Genomic DNA, 19,831 nt, shown 5'->3' with positions numbered 1-19,831 from the left:
GCATTCGGGTGGGCGAGAGTGTATCTCAACAAGCGGCCTATATAAGGCATAATCCGCGACTGCGCCGGATCATGGACGAATGATCCGGCATATACCCGGCGGACTCTACAACAACGAACGTAGGAAACGTCTCGCAAACCGCTTTCACACGACAACGGAACTGATGATGAAACTGTCTTTGCTGGGCCTGGCCATGGGCCTTGCCAGTCAGGCGGCCCTGGCCGCCCCCACCGCCCCGCCCCTGCAAGACAAGCAGGCGTTCATCGATCACCTGGTCGGCCAGATGACCGAGGCCGAGAAAATCGGCCAGTTGCGCCTGATCAGCATCGGCCCCGAGATGCCCCGCGAGAAGATCCGCGAGGAGATCGCCGCCGGCCGCATCGGCGGCACCTTCAACTCGCGCACCGCCCCCGAGAACCGGCCGATGCAGGACGCTGCCATGCGCAGCCGCCTGAAGATCCCGATGTTCTTCGCCTACGACACCCTCCACGGCGAACGCACCATCTTCCCGATCGGCCTGGGCCTGGCCTCGTCCTGGGACATGGACGCCATCGCCAAGGTGGGCCGCACCTCGGCCATCGAAGCCGCGGCCGATTCCCTGGACATGACCTTCGCGCCGATGGTCGACATCGCCCGTGACCCGCGTTGGGGCCGCACCAGCGAGGGCTTCGGCGAAGATACCTACCTGACCTCGAGGATCGGCCAGGTAATGGTCAAGTCGTTCCAGGGCACAAGCCCAGCCAACGCCGACAGCATCATGGCCATCGTCAAGCACTTCGCCCTGTACGGCGCGGTGGAGGGCGGGCGCGACTACAACACGGTCGATATGAGCCTGGCGAAGATGTACAACGACTACCTGCCCCCTTATCGCGCCGCGCTCGACGCCGGTGCCGGCGGCGTGATGGTGGCGCTGAACTCGATCAACGGCGTGCCGGCCACCGCCAACACCTGGCTGATGAACGACCTGCTGCGCAAGGAGTGGGGCTTCAAGGGCGTGACCATCAGCGACCACGGCGCCATCCAGGAACTGATCCGCCATGGCGTCGCCCGCGACGGCCGCGAAGCTGCCAAGCTGGCGATCAAGGCCGGTATCGACATGAGCATGAACGACACCCTCTACGGCGAGGAGCTGCCAGGCTTGCTCAAGTCCGGCGAAGTCAGCCAGGGCGAGCTGGACCAGGCGGTGCGCGAAGTACTGGGCGCCAAGTACGACATGGGCCTGTTCAAGGACCCGTATGTGCGTATTCCCAAGGCCGAGACCGACCTCGACGACTACTACGCCGAGGACCGCCTGCACCGCGCCGCCGCGCGCGACGTGGCGCGCCGCGGCCTGGTACTGCTGGAGAACCGCGAGCAGACCCTGCCGCTGAAGAAAAGCGGCACCATCGCCCTGGTCGGCCCGTTGGCCGACGCCCCGATCGACATGATGGGCAGCTGGGCCGCCGACGGTAAACCGCAGCATTCGGTCACCGTGCGCGAGGGCTTGCGCCGCGCCGTCGAAGGCAAGGCCAAACTGCTGTACGCCAAGGGCTCGAACGTCACCGGCGACAAGGCGATGTTCGACTACCTGAACTTCCTCAACTTCGACGCCCCGGAAATCGTCAACGACCTGCGCCCGGCCGCAGTGCTGATCGACGAGGCGGTCAAGGCCGCGCAGCAGGCCGACGTGGTGGTGGCCGTGGTCGGCGAGTCCCGCGGCATGTCCCACGAGTCCTCCAGCCGCACCACCCTGGAAATCCCGGCGGTGCAGCGCGAGCTGATCAAGGCGCTGAAGGCCACCGGCAAGCCACTGGTACTGGTGCTGATGAACGGTCGTCCGCTGTCGATCGCCTGGGAGCGCGAGCAGGCCGACGCCCTCCTGGAAACCTGGTTCAGCGGCACCGAAGGCGGCAACGCCATCGCCGACGTGCTGTTCGGCGACTACAACCCGTCCGGGCGCCTGGCCATCACCTTCCCGCGTTCGGTCGGGCAGATCCCGATGTACTACAACCACCTGCGCATCGGCCGGCCGTTCACCCCGGGCAAACCCGGCAACTACACCTCGCAGTACTTCGAGGAGCCCAACGGCCCGCTGTATCCGTTCGGCTACGGCCTGAGCTACACCCAGTTCGAGCTGTCCGGGCTCAAGCTGTCGGCGACGAAGCTGGCGCGCGGCGCCAAGCTGCAGGCCAAGGTGACGGTGAACAACAGCGGCAAGCGTGACGGCGAAACCGTGGTGCAGCTGTACATCCAGGACCAGAGCGCGTCGATGAGCCGCCCGGTGAAGGAACTGAAGAACTTCCAGAAACTGATGCTCAAGGCCGGCGAGTCGCGAACCTTGACCTTCGACATCAGTGAAGAGGACCTGAAGTTCTACAATGGCCAGCTGCAGCACGTCGCCGAGCCGGGCCAGTTCAATGTCCAGGTCGGCCTCGACTCCGAGGCGGTTCAGCAGCAGAGCTTCGAACTGCTGTAAGCCACACCCGGCCTGCTCGCCGGGCAGGGCCGCTGCCACAAGTCTGTTGTAAAGCTTGTGGCAGCGGGCTTGCCAGGCGATAAGGCCGGCACAGACAATCGACACCCCGGATTCGCTCCATGCCCTCATCCTTCCGCGCCCTGCGCCTGGGCCTGATCATCCTGCTGATCCTGGTCGGCACCACCCTCAGTGCCGGCTGGGCCATGCACCAGGCCAAGCGCCAGGCCATGGAGACCGACGCCCGGCGGGCCAGCCAGCAATTGGGCCTGTACGCCAACGCCCTGCATACCTTGATCGAGCGCTACCGCGCCCTGCCCGCGGTGCTGGCGCTGGACCCCGAACTGATCGACGCCCTGCGCGGCCCCGTCACCGAGCAGGTGCAGGATGCCCTGAACCGCAAGCTCGAACGCATCAACGGCGCCGCCAACTCATCGACCCTCGAGCTGCTCGACCGCACCGGCCTGGCCATCGCCGCCAGCAACTGGCGCCTGCCGACCACCTACGTGGGCTCCAACTACGGCTTTCGCCCTTATTTCAAGCAGACCCGCAGCCAGGGTAGCGGCCGTTTCTATGCGGTCGGCGTGACCAGCGGCGTGCCGGGCTACTTCCTGGCCAGCGCGGTGAACGACGAACACGGCCGCTTCCTCGGCGCCATGGTGGTCAAGCTGGAGTTCCCCGAGCTTGAACGCGAATGGCGCCAGGGCAACGATATCCTGCTGGTGAGCGACGCCCGCGGCATCACCTTCATCGCCAACCAGGACGGCTGGCGTTATCGCGAACTGCAGCCGCTCAGCGGCGTCGACCGCGCCGAACTGGCCGAAACCCGCCAGTACGACAAGCAGCCGCTGGTGCCGCTGCAGCACCAGGCGTTGACCCGCTTCGCCGACAACAGCCACCTGACCCGCGTGCAAGGCCCCGATGGCAGCGCCGACTACCTCTGGGAAAGCCTGCCACTGGAAGCCGAGGGCTGGACCTTGCACCTGCTGCGCAAGCCCCAGGTGGCCGAGGACGGGCGCAACGCCGCGCTGGCCGCCGCCGCGGTCTGGCTGACCCTGGTGTTCGCCGCGCTGTTCGTCAGCCAGCGCTTGCGCCTGGCCCGCCTGCGCCAGCGCAGCCGCGAGCAGCTCAAGGGCCTGGTCGAGGAGCGCACCCGCGAGCTGCGCACCGCCCAGGAAGGCCTGGTGCAATCGGCCAAGTTGGCGGCGCTGGGGCAGATGTCGGCCGCCCTGGCCCACGAGATCAACCAGCCGCTGACCACCCAGCGCATGCAGCTGGAAACCCTGCGCCTGCTGCTCGACCATGGCCGCTACGAACAGGCCCGCCAGGCCCTGGAGCCACTGGAGCAAATGCTCACGCGCATGGCCGCGCTCACCGGCCACCTGAAGACCTTCGCGCGCAACAGCCCTGGCGGCCTGCGCGAACGCATGGACCTGGCCACGGTGGTTGACCAGGCCCTGCATCTGCTCGACGCGCGCATCCGCGCCGAGGGTGTCGAGGTAGCCCTGTACCTGGCGCGCCCGGCCTGGGTGCGCGGTGACGCGATCCGCCTGGAGCAAGTGCTGATCAACCTGCTGCGCAACGCCCTCGACGCCATGGCCGACAAGCGTTACAAACGTCTGGAAATCCGTATCGAGGCCGACGCCGAGCTGTGGCGCCTGAGCGTGCTCGACTCTGGCGGCGGCATTGCCGAGGCCGACCTGGCCAAGGTCTTCGACCCGTTCTTCACCACCAAGCCGGTCGGGGAAGGCCTGGGCCTGGGCCTGGCGATCTCCTATGGCATCGTGGTCGATGCCGGCGGCGCCCTGCAGGTCGACAACCTGCCGGGCGGCGCGCGCTTCAGCCTGACCCTGCCCCGCGACCTGGAGCCTGTATGTTGAATTCAGTGATCGTCGTCGACGACGAAGCCAGCATCCGCACCGCGGTGGAACAGTGGCTGAGCCTGTCGGGCTTCAGCGTGCAGCTGTTCGCCCGTGGCGAAGACTGCCTGGCCCAACTGCCGCGCGATTTTCCCGGGGTGGTGCTCAGCGATGTGCGCATGCCTGGCCTGTCGGGGATGCAACTGCTCGAACGCCTGCGCCAGCTGGACCCCGACCTGCCGGTGATCCTGCTCACCGGCCACGGCGACGTGCCGATGGCGGTGGAGGCCATGCGCAACGGCGCCTACGACTTCCTGGAAAAACCCTTCACCCCGCAGCACCTGATGGGCAGCCTGGGCCGCGCCCTGGAAAAACGCCAGTTGGTGCTGGAGAACCGCCGCCTGCACGAACAGGCCGATCTCAAGGCACAGCTGGAGAGCACCTTGCTGGGCATGTCCCAAGGCTTGCAGCAGTTGCGCCGCCAGGTGCTCGAGCTGGCCAGCCTGCCGGTCAACGTGCTGATCCGTGGTGAGACCGGCAGCGGCAAGGAACGGGTGGCCCGCTGCCTGCACGACTTCGGCCCGCGCGCCGACAAGCCGTTCGTCGCCCTCAACTGCGCGGCGATCCCCGAGAGCCTGTTCGAAGCCGAACTGTTCGGCCACGAAAGCGGTGCCTTCACCGGTGCCCAGGGCAAGCGCATTGGCAAACTGGAGTACGCCAACGGCGGCACGCTGTTCCTCGACGAGATCGAAAGCATGCCGCTGGCCCAGCAGGCCAAGTTGCTGCGGGTGATCCAGGAGCACAAGCTCGAGCGCCTGGGGGCCAACCAGAGCATCGAGGTGGACCTGCGAATCATCGCCGCGACCAAGCCCGACCTGCTGCAGGAGGCCCGTGCCGGACGCTTCCGCGAGGACCTGGCCTACCGCCTGAATGTCGCCGAGCTGCGCCTGGCGCCGCTGCGCGAACGGCGTGAGGATATCCCGCTGCTGTTCGAGCACTTCGCCCGTGCCAGCGCCGAACGCCTGGGGCGCAACGCCCCGTCGGTAAGCGGCGCGCAGTTGGCGCAACTGCTGGCCCATGACTGGCCCGGCAATGTGCGCGAACTGGCCAATGCCGCCGAACGCCATGCCCTGGGGCTGGATGCGCCAAGCTTGGCCGCCGCGCCCGAGACGCACTCGCTGGCCGGGCAGATGGAGGCCTTCGAGGCCCAGTGCCTGCGTGCCGCGCTGCGCCAGCACAAGGGGGAGATCAAGGCGGTGATGCTAGCGCTGCAACTGCCCCGGCGCACGCTGAACGAGAAAATGCAGCGACATGGGCTGGTGCGCGAGGATTTTCTCGGCGAATGATAAGCGGAATTCCGCCTACTCGAAGGGCTGAGTGAGCGGGATATCGCCTATTTTCCTGATAGTGCCAGGGCTGCGCTGCAGCCCTTCGCCGGCACGGCCGGCGCCTCCAGCAATCGCTGTCGTGCCAGGATTCGTGCAGCTTGCGTAGGTGCCGGCGTTGCCAGCAAAGGCCTTGAATGCCCCCGAACGGATCATCACGCACCCATTTGGCACAGCTTCTGCAAAACCCTTCTCAAGCTGCGCTCAGGCGCGCTCCACAAAAACAACGAGAAGGTATCCCCTGATGGATAACGCCAGCACTCTGCCCACCGGGGCGGCCGTTGCACCCGCCGCGGAAAAATCCACCGCCAGCCGCCTCAAATCGATCTTCAGTGGTTCCATCGGCAACATGGTCGAATGGTACGACTGGTACGTCTACGCCGCATTCTCGCTGTACTTCGCCAAGGCCTTCTTCCCGGCTGGCGACACCACCGCGCAACTGCTCAATACCGCCGCGATCTTCGCCGTGGGCTTCCTCATGCGCCCGATCGGTGGCTGGCTGATGGGCCTGTACGCCGACCGCAAGGGCCGCAAGGCGGCGCTGATGGCCTCGGTACTGCTGATGTGCGCCGGCTCCCTGGTCATCGCCCTGACCCCTGGCTACGAAACCATTGGCGTCGCCGCGCCGATCCTGTTGGTGGTCGCCCGACTGCTGCAGGGCCTGTCGGTGGGTGGTGAATATGGCACCTCGGCCACCTACCTCAGCGAGATGGCCAGCAAGGAGCGCCGTGGTTTCTTCTCCAGCTTCCAATACGTGACGCTGATCTCCGGCCAGCTCATCGCCCTGGCGGTGCTGATCATCCTGCAGAACGTGCTGACCACCGAAGAGCTCTACGCCTGGGGCTGGCGCGTACCGTTCGTGATCGGTGCGCTGTGCGCGGTGGTTGCCCTGTACCTGCGCCGCGGCATGGAAGAGACCGCCTCCTTCACCAAGAAGGAGAAGTCCAAGGAAAGCCTGATGCGCACCCTGATGCGCCACCCCAAGGAGCTGCTGACCGTGGTCGGCCTGACCATGGGCGGCACCCTGGCCTTCTACACCTACACCACCTACATGCAGAAGTACCTGGTGAACACCGTAGGCATGAGCATCAGCGACTCGACCACCATCTCGGCGGCCACGCTGTTCCTGTTCATGTGCCTGCAACCGGTGATCGGCGGCCTGTCCGACAAGATCGGTCGGCGCCCGATCCTGATCGCCTTCGGCGTGCTGGGCACCCTGTTCACCGTGCCGATCCTCAGCACCCTGCACACCATCCAGACCTGGTGGGGCGCGTTCTTCCTGATCATGGCGGCGCTGATCATCGTCAGCGGCTACACCTCGATCAACGCAGTGGTCAAAGCCGAGTTGTTCCCCACCGAGATCCGCGCCCTGGGCGTCGGCCTGCCTTATGCGCTGACCGTGTCGATCTTCGGCGGCACCGCCGAATACGTGGCCCTGTGGTTCAAGAGCAACGGCATGGAGACCGGTTTCTACTGGTACGTCACCGGCTGCATCGCCTGCTCGCTGCTGGTGTACGCGACCATGAAGGACACCAAGCAACACTCGCGGATCACCACTGACTGATCCTGGTTCGCGGCACATGAAAAGGGGCGCCCCGGATGACGGGGCGCCCCTTTTTGCTTCTCCTCAAGACCTCTCAGCCACGCGCTGCGGCTCACGTTGCTGGGTGGCCATCACCACCAGCACCAACAGCACCCCACCGAGCACCGCCGACGAACCGATGGTGCCGAAGTCCAGCCCGCCTTTTTCCTGCGACTTGGTCAGCACGTCACCCAGCGTGGCGCCGAACGGACGGGTCAGGACGAAGGCGATCCAGAACAGCACCACGCCGGAGATCCTAGTCCAGTAACGGGCGCCGGCCACCACGGCGATGGCCGCGCCGATCAGCAGCGCGCCGCCGGCAAAGCCCAGCCCCGAGTCATCCGCCAGGTAATCACCCAACGCGGTGCCCAGGGTGTTGGAGAACAGGATCGCCATCCAGTAGAACAACTCGCCGCCCCGGTTGCGGATCCGGTTGACGTCCAGCGGGTTGCCGCTCAGGCGCCACAGGGCGAAGGTCAGCAGCAGAATGCCGATCAGCAACGCCGAGCCCGTGGCGTAGCCCAGGCCCAAGGTGCGGTCCATGAAGTCGGACATCGTGGTGCCGGCGGTGCTGGTGGACAGGATCACCAACCAGTACAGCATCGGGTGATAGCGGCGCGAGTAGAGCTGGGTGACCAGCGTCAGCACAAACACGCTGATCAACAGCAGCGAACTCATGGCGTAGCCGATGTTCAGGGTCATCGACAGCAGGTCGCCGGCCGTCTCGCCGAGGGTGGTTGCGCAGATCTTCATGACCCAGAAGGCCAGGGTGATGTGCGGGAGTTTGTTCATTGTTGTGCCGCTCCAGGGTTTGGGTGCGGCGATGGTGAACAGCCAAGGCTGAAAAATCGGTTGGCCGTGCATGAAAAATGCGTTGATCGAGCGCGACGAGTGGTTGCGAGCGTTAATTGCCCATTAATGGCCGGCGCGGATGCTATGAACCTGTAGCCGATCTACTCCGCCAGTTCAGTTGCGCTGCCTGTCAGTCCTCACAAGGGAGGAAATAATCACGGGCACAACATCTAATAAACTGATTGTTATTCGCAAATTATTGCGCTTTTTAATCAATTTTATAGGAGTAGCATTGATTCCACAGCCACAACAACCCAACGCATCCACTGGAGCAACGACCATGAAAAACAAACTGATCCTCACCCTGGCCCTTTCGATCCTGGCTACCGGCGCCTTCGCCGAAGATGGCTTCGACCGTACCAACGCCCACAGTTTCGCCACCGCGCAAAGCCAAGCGGTGAACTACGCAGAAGATGGCTTCGACCGCACCAACGGCCAGCGCTTCGCCGAGGACGGCTTCGACCGCACCCATGCCCAGCGTTTCGCCGAGAACGGCTTCGAGCGCACCAACGCCCACCGCTTCAGCTGATAGCCCCAGGCGTGCACCCAGCCCGGCACCTGCCGGGCTTGAGCATTTCCAGCCGGGCCAAGGCTTGGCACACTAGGCGCCTCGTCCCCCACCAGGAAGGGCCTCTGGGCCTTGCACAGATGTACTACTACGAACCCGCCAAAGGCCACGGCCTGCCCCATGATCCGTTCAACGCCATCGTCGGTCCCCGCCCCATCGGCTGGATCTCCAGCCACGACCGCGAAGGCCGCCTGAACCTGGCGCCCTACAGCTTCTTCAATGCCTTCAACTACATTCCGCCGATCGTCGGTTTCTGCAGCGTCGGGCGCAAAGACAGCCTGAACAACATCGAGCAGACCGGTGAGTTCGTCTGGAACCTGGCCACCCGCCCACTGGCCGAACAGATGAACCAGAGCTGCGCGGCAGTGGCCGCGGATGTCGACGAGTTCGCCCTCAGCGGCCTGACCCCGAGCGCTTCGCGGGTGGTCGGCGTGCCGCGGGTGGGCGAAAGCCCGGTGAGCTTCGAATGCAAGGTGAGCCAGATCGTCCAGCTCAAGCGCGCCGACCAGGCCCTGGTGCCCAGCTGGCTGATCCTCGGCGAAGTGGTGGCCGTGCACATTGCCCAGCATCTGCTCAAGGACGGCATCTACGACACCGCCGCTGCCGAGCCGATCCTGCGTGGTGGTGGCCCGGCGGACTACTTCGCCCTGGGCGAGCTGTTCAAGATGGCCCGCCCGCAAGCCTGATCAGAAGATCAACTCACCGTCCTCGCCGACGCCCAGCAAGCGTTCGAGCTCGGCACAGGCGGCCTCGTCGGCCGCCAGTGCGCTGTTGAACACTTGCCCGTCGAGGACCTTGTGAAAGCGCGGCGCGCCGCCCAGGTGCAGGGCCTTGACGGCGATTGCGGCGTTGTAGCCGCCGCCTTGCACCGGGACCATCGCCGAAACCGCTTCGAAGTGGGGAAATTCCTTACGTGCCATGCTGCACTCCGCCTGATTGATCGAGGGGCGGCATTCTACACATTAAGCGAAGGTGTGAAGGTCGAGGCTGCTGACCACCTGCGCCTGCACCAGCTCGCCAAACACCTCCAGGGTCGGCGAGGCAAAATAACCACTCATCGCCTGCTGGTCGCGCCAGCTGCCACTGAGTAGCCACAAGTCGGCGTCGACTTGCGAGCGTTGCACGCTGAAACTCAGGCAGCCTGGCGCGCGCAGCGAGGGCTCGAGCAGGTCGCGCAGGCGCATGCCGAGTTCCGCCGAACGACCGTTGCTGGCACGGATCAAAGCCAGGTGTGTGACCGGTTGCTGCTGGGTCATGAACGATCTCCTTGACGCTAGGGGGGCGAAAACAGGCTGCCAAGGTTAGGCGCCGCCCCGCGCGCGACGTTAGGCCATTACTGCACGGCGATTGCCTGATTCTGCCGCACGGCAGGATCAGGCAATCGCCGTGCAGCTTTCGACTAGCGCCGGGCATTGCCCAAACCTATGCTGCGCAGGAATAGAGGAAGCCAACATGACCCTGTCCCTGCCCTTCGACTCGACCCTGGAACCCCAGCGCCAGGCGCTGGCCACGCTGATCCAGCGCCACGCTGGCGAACCCCATGGCCCGGCCTCGGCCATCGACGACCTGTACCTTACCTGTTACCAGGAAGACATTCGCGGCATGCCCGCCCTGGCCCAACCGGCGCTGTGCATCCTGGCCCAGGGCAGCAAGACACTGATCCTGGGCGATGAGCATTACGCCTACGATCCGTTGCACTACATGGTGGTGTCGGTGACCCTGCCGATCAGCGGGGCGCTGCTCAAGGCCAGCCGGGAGCAGCCGGCCCTGGCGCTGCGCCTGGATATCGACCCGGCGCAGCTGAGCCAGTTGATTGCCGAAAGCAGCCCGATGGTGGTGCCCAATCGCCCATCCGGGCGCGGCTTGTACGTGGAAAAGACCGACCCGCAGTTGCTCGATGCGCTGATCCGCCTGGTCCAGCTGCTGGACTCGCCGCGTGACATTGCGATCCTCGCCCCCTTGATCCGCCGCGAGATCTTCTACCGCCTGCTGCGCGGCCCCCAGGGCCACCGCCTGTACGAGATCGCCCTGGCCAACAGCCAGACCCACCGGGTGTCCCAGGCCATCGCCTGGCTCAACCAGCACTATCAACAGCCGCTGCGCATCGAGGATCTGGCCCGCGAGGTCAACCTCAGCACCTCGACCTTGCATCATCGCTTCAAGGCGGTGACCTCGATGAGCCCCTTGCAGTACCAGAAACAGTTGCGCCTGCAGGAGGCGCGGCGGCTGATGCTCAACGATGGCCTGGAGGCAGCGGTGGCGGGGTATCGGGTCGGCTATGAAAGCCCGTCGCAGTTCAGCCGCGAGTACAGCCGCCTCTATGGCGCCCCGCCAATCCGCGACGTGGCCAGGCTGCGCGCGCACGCCGGCTGATAACTACCCCTGCACCGCTGCCTGCCACTGGCGTTGATCCACCTGGATCAACGTCGGCCCCCGGCGCTCCACCGCCCGCCCCAGCGCCGCCTGCAACTGCGCCACATCCGCGACATCCTCGGCCGCGGCCCCCAAGGCCCGAGCCACGCCGATGAAGTCCGGGGTATGGATGTCCACCCCTACCGGCTCGATCGCCCGGTTGACCATGTATTTCTTGATTTCCTCATACCCCTGGTTGTTCCACAGCAGCACGATCAGCGGCACCTGTGCCTCCACGGCGCTGGCCAGCTCCGGCAGGGTGAACTGCAAGCCGCCGTCACCGATCAGGCACACCGCAGGCAGCCGCTCGGCCGCTACCTCGGCACTGCCCAGCCAGGCGCCCATGGCCGCCGGCAAGGCATAGCCGAGGGTGCCGTAGCCGGTCGAGGCGTTGAACCAGCGCCGTGGCCGAGCCATGTCGAGGGTCAGGTTGCCGGTGTACACCGGCTGGGTCGAATCCCCCACCAGGATGGCATCCGGCAATGCCGCCAGGATGCTGGTGAGCAGGCGCGTCTGGCTCAGGGTCGGTTGGTCCCAGGTCGCGGCGTTGTCGGCGCGCAGGCGGGCGGCCCGCGCAGCGCCCCAGTGGGCACCGCGAGGCGGCTGCCCTTGCAGCGGCAAGGCTACCAGCAACGCCTCGAGCGCCTGCTCGGCATCCGCCACCAGGGCCAGCTCGGGCAGGTAGTTGCGCACGGTCTGGTCGGGGTCGATGTCGATGCGCAGCAGGCTGCCGGGGATCTCGAAGCCCCCTTTGAAGGTCACATCATAGTCGGTCTCGGCCAGCTCAGTGCCGATCGCCAGCACCACATCGGCCTCGGCCACCAGCGCCCGCGTGGCCGGCAAGGTCTGGGTCGAACCGATCTGCAACGGATGATTCGCCGGCAGCAAGCCCTTGGCATTGATGGTCAGCGCCACGGGTGCCTGCAGGTACTCGGCCAGGCGGGCCAACGCCGGGCCGCCGGCCAAGGCCCCGCCACCGGCAAGCAGCAACGGCCGCTGGGCCTTGGCCAGGCGCGCGGCCATCTGCTGCACCGCCAGGGGCGCCGCTCCGGCGCGGGCTGTACGCACCGGGCGCGTGGCCAGCAGGTGGTCGGCCGGCTCGACCAGTACGTCCAGCGGGATCTCGATGTGCACCGGCCGTGGCCGGGCCCCTTCGAACACGGCAAAAGCGCGGGCCAGCACCTGGGGCAGGTCGTCGGCGCTCATCAAGGTCTGCGAGAAAGCCGCCACACCGGCCACCAGGGCGCACTGGTCAGGCAGCTCATGCAGCTTGCCGCGACCACCGCCGAGCTGGCTGCGGGACTGAACGCTGGAGATCACCAGCATCGGGATCGAGTCGGCATAGGCCTGGCCCATGGCCGTGGTGATATTGGTCATCCCCGGCCCGGTGATGATGAAGCACACCCCGGGCTTGCCACGGGTGCGCGCGTAGCCGTCGGCCATGAACCCGGCGCCCTGCTCGTGACGCGGCGTGACATGACGGACCGACGAGGCCGCCAGGCCACGGTACAGCTCGACGGTATGCACGCCAGGAATGCCGAAGACATGGTCGACACCATAGCCTTCGAGGAGTTTAACCAGCACTTCGCCACAGGTTGCCATTATCGAGTACCCGATTCTTGTTGAAATCGCTGCTCATGGAAGCAACTGCGCGCTATCGCCACAATGCAAAAAAACACATACTAGCCATGTCTTCCAGTCATGGCTTAGTTGAATGAAACGCCTGCCACCCCTGCCCGCCCTGCATACCTTCCTGATCACCGCCCAGCACTGCAACTTCACCCGTGCCGCGCAGCAGTTGCATATCACCCAGGGCGCGGTCAGCCGGCAGATCGCCGGGCTCGAGGAACACCTGGGCTATGCGCTGTTCCAGCGCCAGGCCCGCGGCCTGACGCTGACCCGCGAAGGCCAGGACTGGCTGCCGCGGGTGCAGCAGGTGTTTACCTTGATCGAACAGGGTGTACGTGAGGTGGGTGGGCGTAGCGCCACCTTGCAAGTGAAGGCCCCGACCTGCGTGATGCGCTGGCTGCTGCCACGGCTGATGGAGTGGCAGGCGCTGCGCCCGGACGTGCCGGTGGAGCTGACCACCACGGTGCAGCACGGCGTGGACTTTCGCCGTGAAGGCTTCGATGCCGCCGTGGTGTATGGCGCCGCGCCCAATCATGGGCTGCAGGTGCGCAAGCTGTTCGACGAGCAACTGACGCCGGTCTGCGCGCCAACGCTGTGCAACCGCCCGCTGCAATTGCCCGACCTGGCGCGGCAGATGCTGTTGCACCCGTCGCGTGACGAACATGACTGGCGGTTGTGGTTGCAGGCGGCCAAAGCCGGCTTCGAACCGCAAGGGCCGAAACAGCATTTCGAGACGCTGGACATGGCGATGGCCATGGCTGCGCAGGGGACGGGAATCGCCATTGGCGACTTTGCCCTGATCGGCGACGACCTGCGTGCTGGCCGGCTGATCATGCCGTTCGAGCTGAAAGTGGCGACGGGCAAGAGCTATTACCTGGTGAGCCCTTCGAAAACCCTGCCGAGCGGACTTGCCGAACTGATGGATTGGCTTGCCCGGCAAGCGCAGCCCTTGTAACGGACATGGCATCGCACCAGCGTCTGTTCGCCAGCTGACTCCTACGGGGGCAAACCTGTAGGAGCCGGCTTGCCGGCGAACACCGGCCTGGCCGGTGCCAGGCACCGCATAGCCAGGTTCGCCAGCAAGCTGCCACCTACGGGTCGCGGTCAGTAGCCGACGGTGAAGCGCGCTCGCGCGTGCGCCGGTTGCTCCAGCTCGTCGAGCATCGCGATGGCGTAGTCGGCAAAGCTGATCCAGCTACGACCATCGGCCCCGATCAGCAGGTGATCCTTGCCCAGGGTGTAATGCCCCGTGCGCCCACCGTCGACGAACTCCGCCGACGGTGACAGGAAGGTCCAGTCCAGCTCGGCCTCCTGGCGCAACGCCTCGAGAAAGCCCACACCGGCACTGGCCTCGGCCTTGTAGGCCTCGGGGAAGTCCGGGCTGTCGATCACCCGTTGCCCGGACGGCAGCAGCAGGCTGCCGGCGCCACCGACCACCAGCAGGCGCTTGACCCCAGCCGCCTTGACCGGCGCGATGATCGCCTGCGGCTCGATCGTGGCGAAATGCGCCGCGCTGAGCACCGCGTCGCAGCCACTGACCGCCGCCTGCAAGGCGGCGCTGTCCTTGGCATCCAGGGCCTTGGCCGTCACCCCGGCGCGGCCTTGCAACGAGGAAGGGTCACGGGCGATGGCGACCACACTGTGCCCGCGGCGCAGGGCCTCTTCCAGCAACTGGCTGCCGGCACGCCCGGTGGCGCCGATGATTGCGATCTTGCTCATGGAAAACACTCCAACAGGTTGAAAGGGGGTTACCACTTCATCTCGCCCTTGGCGACCTTGGCGCCCAGCTCCAGGGAGCTTTCGTCGGCCAGGCCCGGGTAACGCTTTTTCATCGCCGCGATCAGCGCGTCGGCATTGGCAGCCTTGGCGGCTTCGGCATCGAAATCACCAATGTAGCCTGCGGTGAAGCGCACGGCGGCCAGCGAACGGCTGCTGTCGCCCAGGTAATGGCCCGGTACCACGGTGCGCGGCTTAAGTTGCTCGATCTTGCCCAGGGTGCCCAGCCAGTCGGCATGGGATTGCGCGGTCTGGGTGTCGGCCATCCACACGTGGATGTGCTCGGCAACCACCACGCCACCGACCACGGCCTTGATCGAAGGAATCCAGACGAAGCTGCGGTCCGGCTGCGGGCCATCCAGGCCCACGACCTCCAGGGCCTGGCCTTCGAGCTCCAGGCGATTGCCGGCGAGCACCTGCGGAACCACCAGCTTGGCCGGCTTGTCGGCGCCCATCTGCGGGCCCCAGTAGGCCAGCTTGGCGTCCATGGTCTGGCGAATGTGCGCCACGGTGGCGGCCGAGGCGACCACCCGGGCCTTGGGGAAGGCCTGGGTGACGGTGTCCAGGCCAAAGTAGTAGTCCGGGTCGCCATGGCTGACATAGATGGTGGTCAGCTGCTTGCCACTGGCACGCAGGCGTTCGACCACCTGCTCGGCCTGGGCCTTGCCGAACTGGGCATCGACCAGGATGGCATCATGGGCGCCACTGACGATCACCGAGCTGACCGGGAAGATCGCCTCGTGGCCAGGGTTGTAGACTTCGAGCTTGAGCGGTTCGGCGGCCATGGCCTGGCCCGCCAGGGTAACGCAGGCCAGCAGCAGGCCACGCAGCGGAGTGAAGAGCGACATTGGGGCAATCCTGTGTGCGGGAAAGATGGAACACAGCTTAGTTGCCCGAACCAATACAAAAAATGCGATGCTGCAACATAGTTTGTTTCTGAAAGCGGGCAAATCATGGACCGTCTCAACGCCATGCGCGTCTTCGTCACCGTCGTCGACCTCGGCAGCCAGTCGGCCGCAGCCGATCACCTGGCACTTTCCAGGCCCGTGATCTCACGCTACCTGGCCGAGCTGGAGGACTGGGTTGGCGCGCGCCTGATGCAGCGCACCACGCGCAAGCTCAGCCTGACCGCCGCCGGCCAGGAAACCCTGCCGCGCTGCCGGCAGATGCTGGAGCTGGCCGGCGACCTGCAAAGCGCCGTGCGCCAACCCGATGCCGCGCCCCGCGGCGAGCTGCGCATCAGCGTCAGCACCTCGTTCGGCCAGGCGCAGTTGGTGGACGCCCTGGCCGCCTATGTAAAGTGCTATCCCGGGGTAAAAGTAGAGCTGCAGATGCTCGACCGCACCGTCAACCTGGTGGAAGAGCGCATCGACTTGGCCATCCGCACCAGCAACGACATCGACCCCAACCTGATCGCCCGGCGCCTGAGCGTGTGCCGTTCGGTGATTTGCGCCAGCCCCGCCTACCTGCGCGAGCACGGCACGCCGGAGCGGGTCGAGGCGTTGAGCCAGCACAACTGCCTGACCCATGCCTATTTCGGTCACGGCCTGTGGCACTTCGAGGTGAATGGGCAGACCATCGCCGTGCCGGTACAGGGCAATATCAGCGCCAACGAGGCCATGACCCTGCAAAAGGCCGCGCTGGCCAGCGCCGGCATCGCCATGCTGCCGACCTACCAGGCCGCGGCGGCGTTGCGCAGCGGCGAGCTGGTACGCCTGCTGCCCGAGGCCAAGCCGCGGGAGCTGACGCTCAACGCGGTGTACACCTCGCGCAAGCACATGCCGGCGACCTTGCGCAGCATGCTGGACTTTCTCGCCCAGCGGTTCACCGACGAACCCGCCTGGGACCAGGGACTCGGCCTGTAGCCAGCTTGCTGGCGAACCGGCAACGCGGTGGATGGCACCGGCAACGCCGGTGTTCGCCGGCAAGGCCGGCTCCTACGCTGTTTTCGGCCTGGGATTGCCCGGTAGGAGCCAGCTTGCTGGCGAAGCAAGCGACGCGGTGGATGGCACCGGCTGCGCCGGTGTTCGCCGGCAAGGCCGGCTCCTACGCCGTCTGCGACCTGCAATGCCCGTAGCCAGCTTGCTGGCGAAGCAAGCGACGCGGAGGATGGCACCGGCTGCGCCGGTGTTCGCCGGCAAGCCGGCGCCTACGCCGTCTGCGACCTGCAATGCCCGGAGGAGCCAGCTTGCTGGCGAAGCAAGCGACGTGCTGGATGGCACCGGCTGCGCCGGTGTTCGCCGGCAAGCCGGCTCCTACACCGTCTGCGACCTGCAATGGCCGTAGGAGCCAGCTTGCTGGCGAAGCAAGCGACGCGGAGGATGGCACCGGCTGCGCCGGTGTTCGCCGGCAAGCCGGCTCCTACGCTGTTTTCGGCCTGGCATTGCCCGGTAGGAGCCAGCTTGCTGGCGAACCAGGCGACGCAGTGGATGGCACCGGCTGCGCCGGTGTTCGCCGGCAAGCCGGCGCCTAGGCGGGATGGTCAGGTATCGTAGGAGACGCCGATCACTCCTCGACGCTCATGTACTCCTTGGCCCAGCGGATGTAATCCTCAGGTTGGGTGTAGGTGTGCGACAGCTCGGTGGCGTTGAGGTTTTCAGACTTGTTCTGCTGGCCGCGCTGCAAACGCAGGCAGTCGTAGGTGGCCTTGATCGCGGCGAAGTAGGCGGCATGGCCGTCGACCACGATGCGCACGCCCAGGCGCGCCAGGCGCTCGTCGTCGCGCAGGTTGGGATTGGCGTAGGTGACCAGCATCAGCGGCACGCTCAGGTGCTCGCTGATCTGCTCCAACTGCTCGAAATCCTTCACCCCTACCATGCAGATGCCATCGGCACCGGCCTTCTGGTAACTCTGGGTGCGGACGATGATCTCCTCGGTGGTCAGTACGCCGGCGTTGGTTCGGGCGATGATCGCCAGCGCCGAGTCGACCCGCGCCTCCAGCGCCGCGCGAATCTTGCCGACGCCCTCCTCGACCGAGATCAGGTCGGTGGACTTGCGCCCGAACTGCGCTGGCAGCAGGGTGTCCTCGATGGTCAGCGCAGCAACGCCGGCGCGCTCCAGCTCGATCACCGTGCGCATCACATTGAGCGCATTGCCGTAGCCGTGGTCGGCGTCGGCCAGCACCGGCAACTGGGCGACACGGCCGATGCGGGTGGCCTGCTCGACGAACTCGCTCAGGGTGATCAAGGCGAAGTCCGGCGCGGCCAGCACCTGCAACGAAGCAACCGAGCCGCCGAGGATGCCGACTTCAAAGCCCAGGTCGGCAGCGATACGCGCGGACATCGGGTCGAAGACCGACGCGGTGTGATAGCACGAACCGGACGCGAGCAGTTCGCGGAAGGCAAAACGCAGATCGTGGTGGGAAGCCTTGGGCATGATCACTCCGCTGGTAATAAGAAATGTTGAACGGCTGACAACCGACCCCTGGTTCGGGTCTACCTGACTGTTCCAACCGTCGCCATCAGGGCGGTCATGCTCGACATGCAGGCAGAGGAATAGAAGGTGTGGACATACAGCGACGCGAAACCCTGTGGCAAATAGTTGCACCAAGCTGGTGCAGCCCCCGGATTTCAGCCTCTGCGGCCCCGGCACGATAGCACGGGGCCAAGCAGCGCTGGATGAATGCGCCAATGCCGATCTTGCATAGGGGATGCATTTAGTACATAGGAAGCTATCTAACTCAGGGTACAATCCTCGACGCTGAAGCCCGCCTCCACGTCACCCGCGATGACAACAAGGACCCCCAGTGACCGCCGCCCTGCCCCCCACCGTCCTGCGCCGTGTCCTGACCGCCCTGATGCTGGCGATCTTCCTCGGCGCCCTCGACCAGACCATCGTCGCCGTGTCCATGCCGGCGATTTCCGCGCAGTTCGACGACGTCGGCCTGCTGGCCTGGGTGATTTCCGGCTACCTGGTGGCCATGACCATCGCCGTACCGATCTACGGCAAGCTTGGCGACCTGTATGGACGGCGGCGCATGATCCTCACCGGTACCGCGCTGTTCACCCTGGCCTCGATCGCCTGCGCCCTGGCCCAGGACATGCCGCAACTGGTGCTGGCCCGGGTGCTCCAGGGCATCGGTGCCGGCGGCATGGTCTCGGTGAGCCAGGCGATCATCGGCGACTACGTTCCCCCCCGCGAGCGCGGCCGCTACCAGGGCTATTTCAGCAGCATGTACGCCCTGGCCAGCGTCGCCGGGCCGGTGCTGGGCGGCTGGCTGACCGAATACCTGTCCTGGCGCTGGGTGTTCTGGGTCAACCTGCCCCTGGGCCTGGTCGCCCTGTGGGTGATCCACCAGGCGCTGGACGGGCTGGCGGTGCAACGGCGCAAGGCGCAGGTGGACTACCTGGGCGCGCTACTGATGATCATCGGCCTGGGCAGCCTGCTGCTGGGCATCACCCTGGTCGGCCAGGGCCAGGCCTGGCTGTCATCCCAGGTGCTGGTGCTGCTGGGCTGCGCCGCGCTCGGCCTGCTGCTGTTGGTGGCCCATGAGCGGCGCTGCCGCGAGCCCCTGCTGCCCCTGGCACTGTTCGGCAACCGAGTCGCGGTGCTGTGCTGGTGCGTGATCTTTTTCGCCAGTTTCCAGTCGATCTCGCTGAGCATGCTGATGCCGCTGCGCTATCAGAGCATCACCGGCGCCGGTGCCGACATCGCGGCGTTGCACCTGTTGCCCCTGGCCATGGGTTTGCCGATTGGCGCCTTCACCGGCGGGCGCATGACCAGCCGTACCGGGCGCTACAAACCGCAGATCCTGGCCGGCGCCCTCCTGATGCCAGTGACCATCGCCGCCATGGCCCTGACGCCACCGCAATCCGCCCTGTTAAGCGCGCTGTTCATGTTGCTGACCGGAATTGCCTGCGGGTTGCAGTTCCCCACTTCGCTGGTGGGCACGCAGAACGCGGTGGACATGAAGGATATCGGCGTGGCCACCAGCACCACCAACCTGTTCCGCTCGCTGGGTGGGGCGATGGGCGTGGCGTGCATGTCCAGCCTGTTGTTGGCGCTGCTTCATCAAGGTGGATTCGAGATGCTGGGCAGCCTCAAGGCTGGTGAGGCGGATCCAGCGACCCAGGCCCGGCTGCTGGAAACGTTCAGGTATCTGTTGCTGGCGAGCGCGGGGGCCTCGCTGATTGGCCTGCTCGCGGCCCTGGCATTGCCAGACCGGCAACTGCGTGGCCATTAGGCCCCCATAAAACCCTGTAGGCGCCAGCCTTGCTGGCGAAGCGCCCTTGAGATCGCTTCGCCAGCAAGGCTGGCGCCTACAGGGTCAAGCGTAATCTTCACTTAATGAATGGAGGAAACACTCCCTCACAATCC

16 protein-coding genes and 1 pseudogene are annotated in these 19,831 nt (G+C 65.8%); 10 read left to right on the top strand and 7 right to left on the bottom strand.

Annotated features, from left to right (window positions below):
* The first annotated feature begins 163 nt into the window (after positions 1–163).
* The 4 genes from bglX to KSS95_RS08250 all read left to right on the top strand — a co-directional run bounded on the left by bglX (position 164) and on the right by KSS95_RS08250 (position 7,260).
* Positions 164–2,455, top strand: coding sequence for a beta-glucosidase BglX (gene bglX / locus KSS95_RS08265; RefSeq protein WP_217853200.1), 2,292 nt, complete (start codon positions 164–166; stop codon positions 2,453–2,455).
* 119 nt (positions 2,456–2,574) lie between these two features.
* Positions 2,575–4,332 (top strand): sensor histidine kinase, encoded by a 1,758-nt coding sequence (locus KSS95_RS08260; protein WP_217853198.1) that lies wholly within the window; start codon positions 2,575–2,577, stop codon positions 4,330–4,332.
* Positions 4,326–5,657, top strand: coding sequence for a sigma-54-dependent transcriptional regulator (locus tag KSS95_RS08255; RefSeq protein ID WP_217853196.1), 1,332 nt, complete (start codon positions 4,326–4,328; stop codon positions 5,655–5,657). Before KSS95_RS08260 ends, KSS95_RS08255 begins: the two co-directional genes overlap by 7 nt.
* A gap of 283 nt (positions 5,658–5,940) precedes the next feature.
* Positions 5,941–7,260, top strand: a complete 1,320-nt coding sequence (locus KSS95_RS08250) for an MFS transporter (protein WP_217853194.1) — start codon at positions 5,941–5,943, stop codon at positions 7,258–7,260.
* Between the two features lie 63 nt (positions 7,261–7,323).
* Here the strand turns inward: KSS95_RS08250 and KSS95_RS08245 are convergent, their stop codons facing one another.
* Entirely contained in the window at positions 7,324–8,070 is a 747-nt protein-coding gene (locus KSS95_RS08245; RefSeq protein WP_217853192.1) for a COG4705 family protein, read from the bottom strand.
* 340 nt (positions 8,071–8,410) lie between these two features.
* On the opposite strand from KSS95_RS08245, the pseudogene KSS95_RS08240 reads away from it, so the two are divergent.
* Positions 8,411–8,656 (top strand): annotated as a pseudogene (locus KSS95_RS08240) (heme utilization protein); the annotation flags it as partial.
* A 122-nt stretch (positions 8,657–8,778) separates the two neighbouring features.
* Entirely contained in the window at positions 8,779–9,384 is a 606-nt protein-coding gene (locus KSS95_RS08235; RefSeq protein WP_217853189.1) for a flavin reductase family protein, read from the top strand.
* Here the strand turns inward: KSS95_RS08235 and KSS95_RS08230 are convergent, their stop codons facing one another.
* Positions 9,385–9,618: a hypothetical protein gene (locus KSS95_RS08230; RefSeq protein WP_217853187.1), complete on the bottom strand. Its 234-nt coding sequence runs from the start codon at positions 9,616–9,618 to the stop codon at positions 9,385–9,387. It abuts the gene before it with no gap.
* Between the two features lie 42 nt (positions 9,619–9,660).
* Positions 9,661–9,954 carry a putative quinol monooxygenase gene (locus KSS95_RS08225; protein WP_217853185.1) on the bottom strand — a complete coding sequence of 98 codons (294 nt, stop codon included), beginning with the start codon at positions 9,952–9,954 and terminating at the stop codon, positions 9,661–9,663.
* A gap of 196 nt (positions 9,955–10,150) precedes the next feature.
* Between KSS95_RS08225 and KSS95_RS08220 the strand changes: the two genes are divergently transcribed.
* Positions 10,151–11,071: an AraC family transcriptional regulator gene (locus KSS95_RS08220; RefSeq protein WP_217853183.1), complete on the top strand. Its 921-nt coding sequence runs from the start codon at positions 10,151–10,153 to the stop codon at positions 11,069–11,071.
* Positions 11,072–11,074: 3 nt separating this feature from the next.
* Here the strand turns inward: KSS95_RS08220 and KSS95_RS08215 are convergent, their stop codons facing one another.
* A complete protein-coding gene (locus tag KSS95_RS08215; RefSeq protein WP_217853181.1) occupies positions 11,075–12,712 on the bottom strand; it encodes a 5-guanidino-2-oxopentanoate decarboxylase in 1,638 nt (545 codons plus the stop codon).
* A 112-nt stretch (positions 12,713–12,824) separates the two neighbouring features.
* Between KSS95_RS08215 and KSS95_RS08210 the strand changes: the two genes are divergently transcribed.
* Positions 12,825–13,694 carry a LysR substrate-binding domain-containing protein gene (locus tag KSS95_RS08210; RefSeq protein ID WP_217853180.1) on the top strand — a complete coding sequence of 290 codons (870 nt, stop codon included), beginning with the start codon at positions 12,825–12,827 and terminating at the stop codon, positions 13,692–13,694.
* A 149-nt stretch (positions 13,695–13,843) separates the two neighbouring features.
* Here KSS95_RS08210 and KSS95_RS08205 read toward each other — a convergent pair whose 3' ends face one another.
* The gene (locus KSS95_RS08205) at positions 13,844–14,458 is read right to left on the bottom strand and encodes an NAD(P)-dependent oxidoreductase (protein WP_217853178.1); all 615 of its coding nucleotides are present in this window, start codon (positions 14,456–14,458) and stop codon (positions 13,844–13,846) included.
* A gap of 29 nt (positions 14,459–14,487) precedes the next feature.
* Positions 14,488–15,363, bottom strand: coding sequence for an MBL fold metallo-hydrolase (locus tag KSS95_RS08200; protein WP_217853176.1), 876 nt, complete (start codon positions 15,361–15,363; stop codon positions 14,488–14,490).
* A gap of 105 nt (positions 15,364–15,468) precedes the next feature.
* Here KSS95_RS08200 and KSS95_RS08195 point away from each other — a divergent pair, with 105 nt between their 5' ends.
* Positions 15,469–16,380: a LysR family transcriptional regulator gene (locus tag KSS95_RS08195; RefSeq protein WP_217853174.1), complete on the top strand. Its 912-nt coding sequence runs from the start codon at positions 15,469–15,471 to the stop codon at positions 16,378–16,380.
* A 640-nt stretch (positions 16,381–17,020) separates the two neighbouring features.
* Here the strand turns inward: KSS95_RS08195 and KSS95_RS08190 are convergent.
* Positions 17,021–17,890, bottom strand: a complete 870-nt coding sequence (locus KSS95_RS08190; protein ID WP_217853172.1) for an isocitrate lyase/PEP mutase family protein — start codon at positions 17,888–17,890, stop codon at positions 17,021–17,023.
* Between the two features lie 370 nt (positions 17,891–18,260).
* Here KSS95_RS08190 and KSS95_RS08185 point away from each other — a divergent pair, with 370 nt between their 5' ends.
* The gene (locus KSS95_RS08185; protein WP_217853170.1) at positions 18,261–19,697 is read left to right on the top strand and encodes an MDR family MFS transporter; all 1,437 of its coding nucleotides are present in this window, start codon (positions 18,261–18,263) and stop codon (positions 19,695–19,697) included.
* Positions 19,698–19,831: the final 134 nt, after the last annotated feature.

Source organism: Pseudomonas muyukensis, assembly GCF_019139535.1.
Taxonomy (GTDB): Bacteria; Pseudomonadota; Gammaproteobacteria; order Pseudomonadales; family Pseudomonadaceae; genus Aquipseudomonas; species Aquipseudomonas muyukensis.
The sequence above is the reverse complement of the archived record's forward strand: the minus strand, read 5'-3'. Positions and strand labels throughout refer to the sequence as shown.

Excerpts from the sequence above, each read along its gene's own strand:
- KSS95_RS08235 (WP_217853189.1), top strand. The coding sequence starts at position 8,779 with ATGTACTACTACGAACCCGCCAAAGGCCACGGCCTGCCCCATGATCCG.
- KSS95_RS08210 (WP_217853180.1), top strand. The coding sequence starts at position 12,825 with ATGAAACGCCTGCCACCCCTGCCCGCCCTGCATACCTTCCTGATCACC.
- KSS95_RS08215 (WP_217853181.1), bottom strand. The coding sequence starts at position 12,712 with ATGGCAACCTGTGGCGAAGTGCTGGTTAAACTCCTCGAAGGCTATGGT.
- KSS95_RS08260 (WP_217853198.1), top strand. The coding sequence starts at position 2,575 with ATGCCCTCATCCTTCCGCGCCCTGCGCCTGGGCCTGATCATCCTGCTG.
- KSS95_RS08200 (WP_217853176.1), bottom strand. The coding sequence starts at position 15,363 with ATGTCGCTCTTCACTCCGCTGCGTGGCCTGCTGCTGGCCTGCGTTACC.
- KSS95_RS08230 (WP_217853187.1), bottom strand. The coding sequence starts at position 9,618 with ATGGCACGTAAGGAATTTCCCCACTTCGAAGCGGTTTCGGCGATGGTC.
- KSS95_RS08250 (WP_217853194.1), top strand. The coding sequence starts at position 5,941 with ATGGATAACGCCAGCACTCTGCCCACCGGGGCGGCCGTTGCACCCGCC.
- KSS95_RS08225 (WP_217853185.1), bottom strand. The coding sequence starts at position 9,954 with ATGACCCAGCAGCAACCGGTCACACACCTGGCTTTGATCCGTGCCAGC.
- KSS95_RS08195 (WP_217853174.1), top strand. The coding sequence starts at position 15,469 with ATGGACCGTCTCAACGCCATGCGCGTCTTCGTCACCGTCGTCGACCTC.
- bglX (WP_217853200.1), top strand. The coding sequence starts at position 164 with ATGATGAAACTGTCTTTGCTGGGCCTGGCCATGGGCCTTGCCAGTCAG.
- KSS95_RS08190 (WP_217853172.1), bottom strand. The coding sequence starts at position 17,890 with ATGCCCAAGGCTTCCCACCACGATCTGCGTTTTGCCTTCCGCGAACTG.
- KSS95_RS08220 (WP_217853183.1), top strand. The coding sequence starts at position 10,151 with ATGACCCTGTCCCTGCCCTTCGACTCGACCCTGGAACCCCAGCGCCAG.
- KSS95_RS08245 (WP_217853192.1), bottom strand. The coding sequence starts at position 8,070 with ATGAACAAACTCCCGCACATCACCCTGGCCTTCTGGGTCATGAAGATC.
- KSS95_RS08205 (WP_217853178.1), bottom strand. The coding sequence starts at position 14,458 with ATGAGCAAGATCGCAATCATCGGCGCCACCGGGCGTGCCGGCAGCCAG.
- KSS95_RS08255 (WP_217853196.1), top strand. The coding sequence starts at position 4,326 with ATGTTGAATTCAGTGATCGTCGTCGACGACGAAGCCAGCATCCGCACC.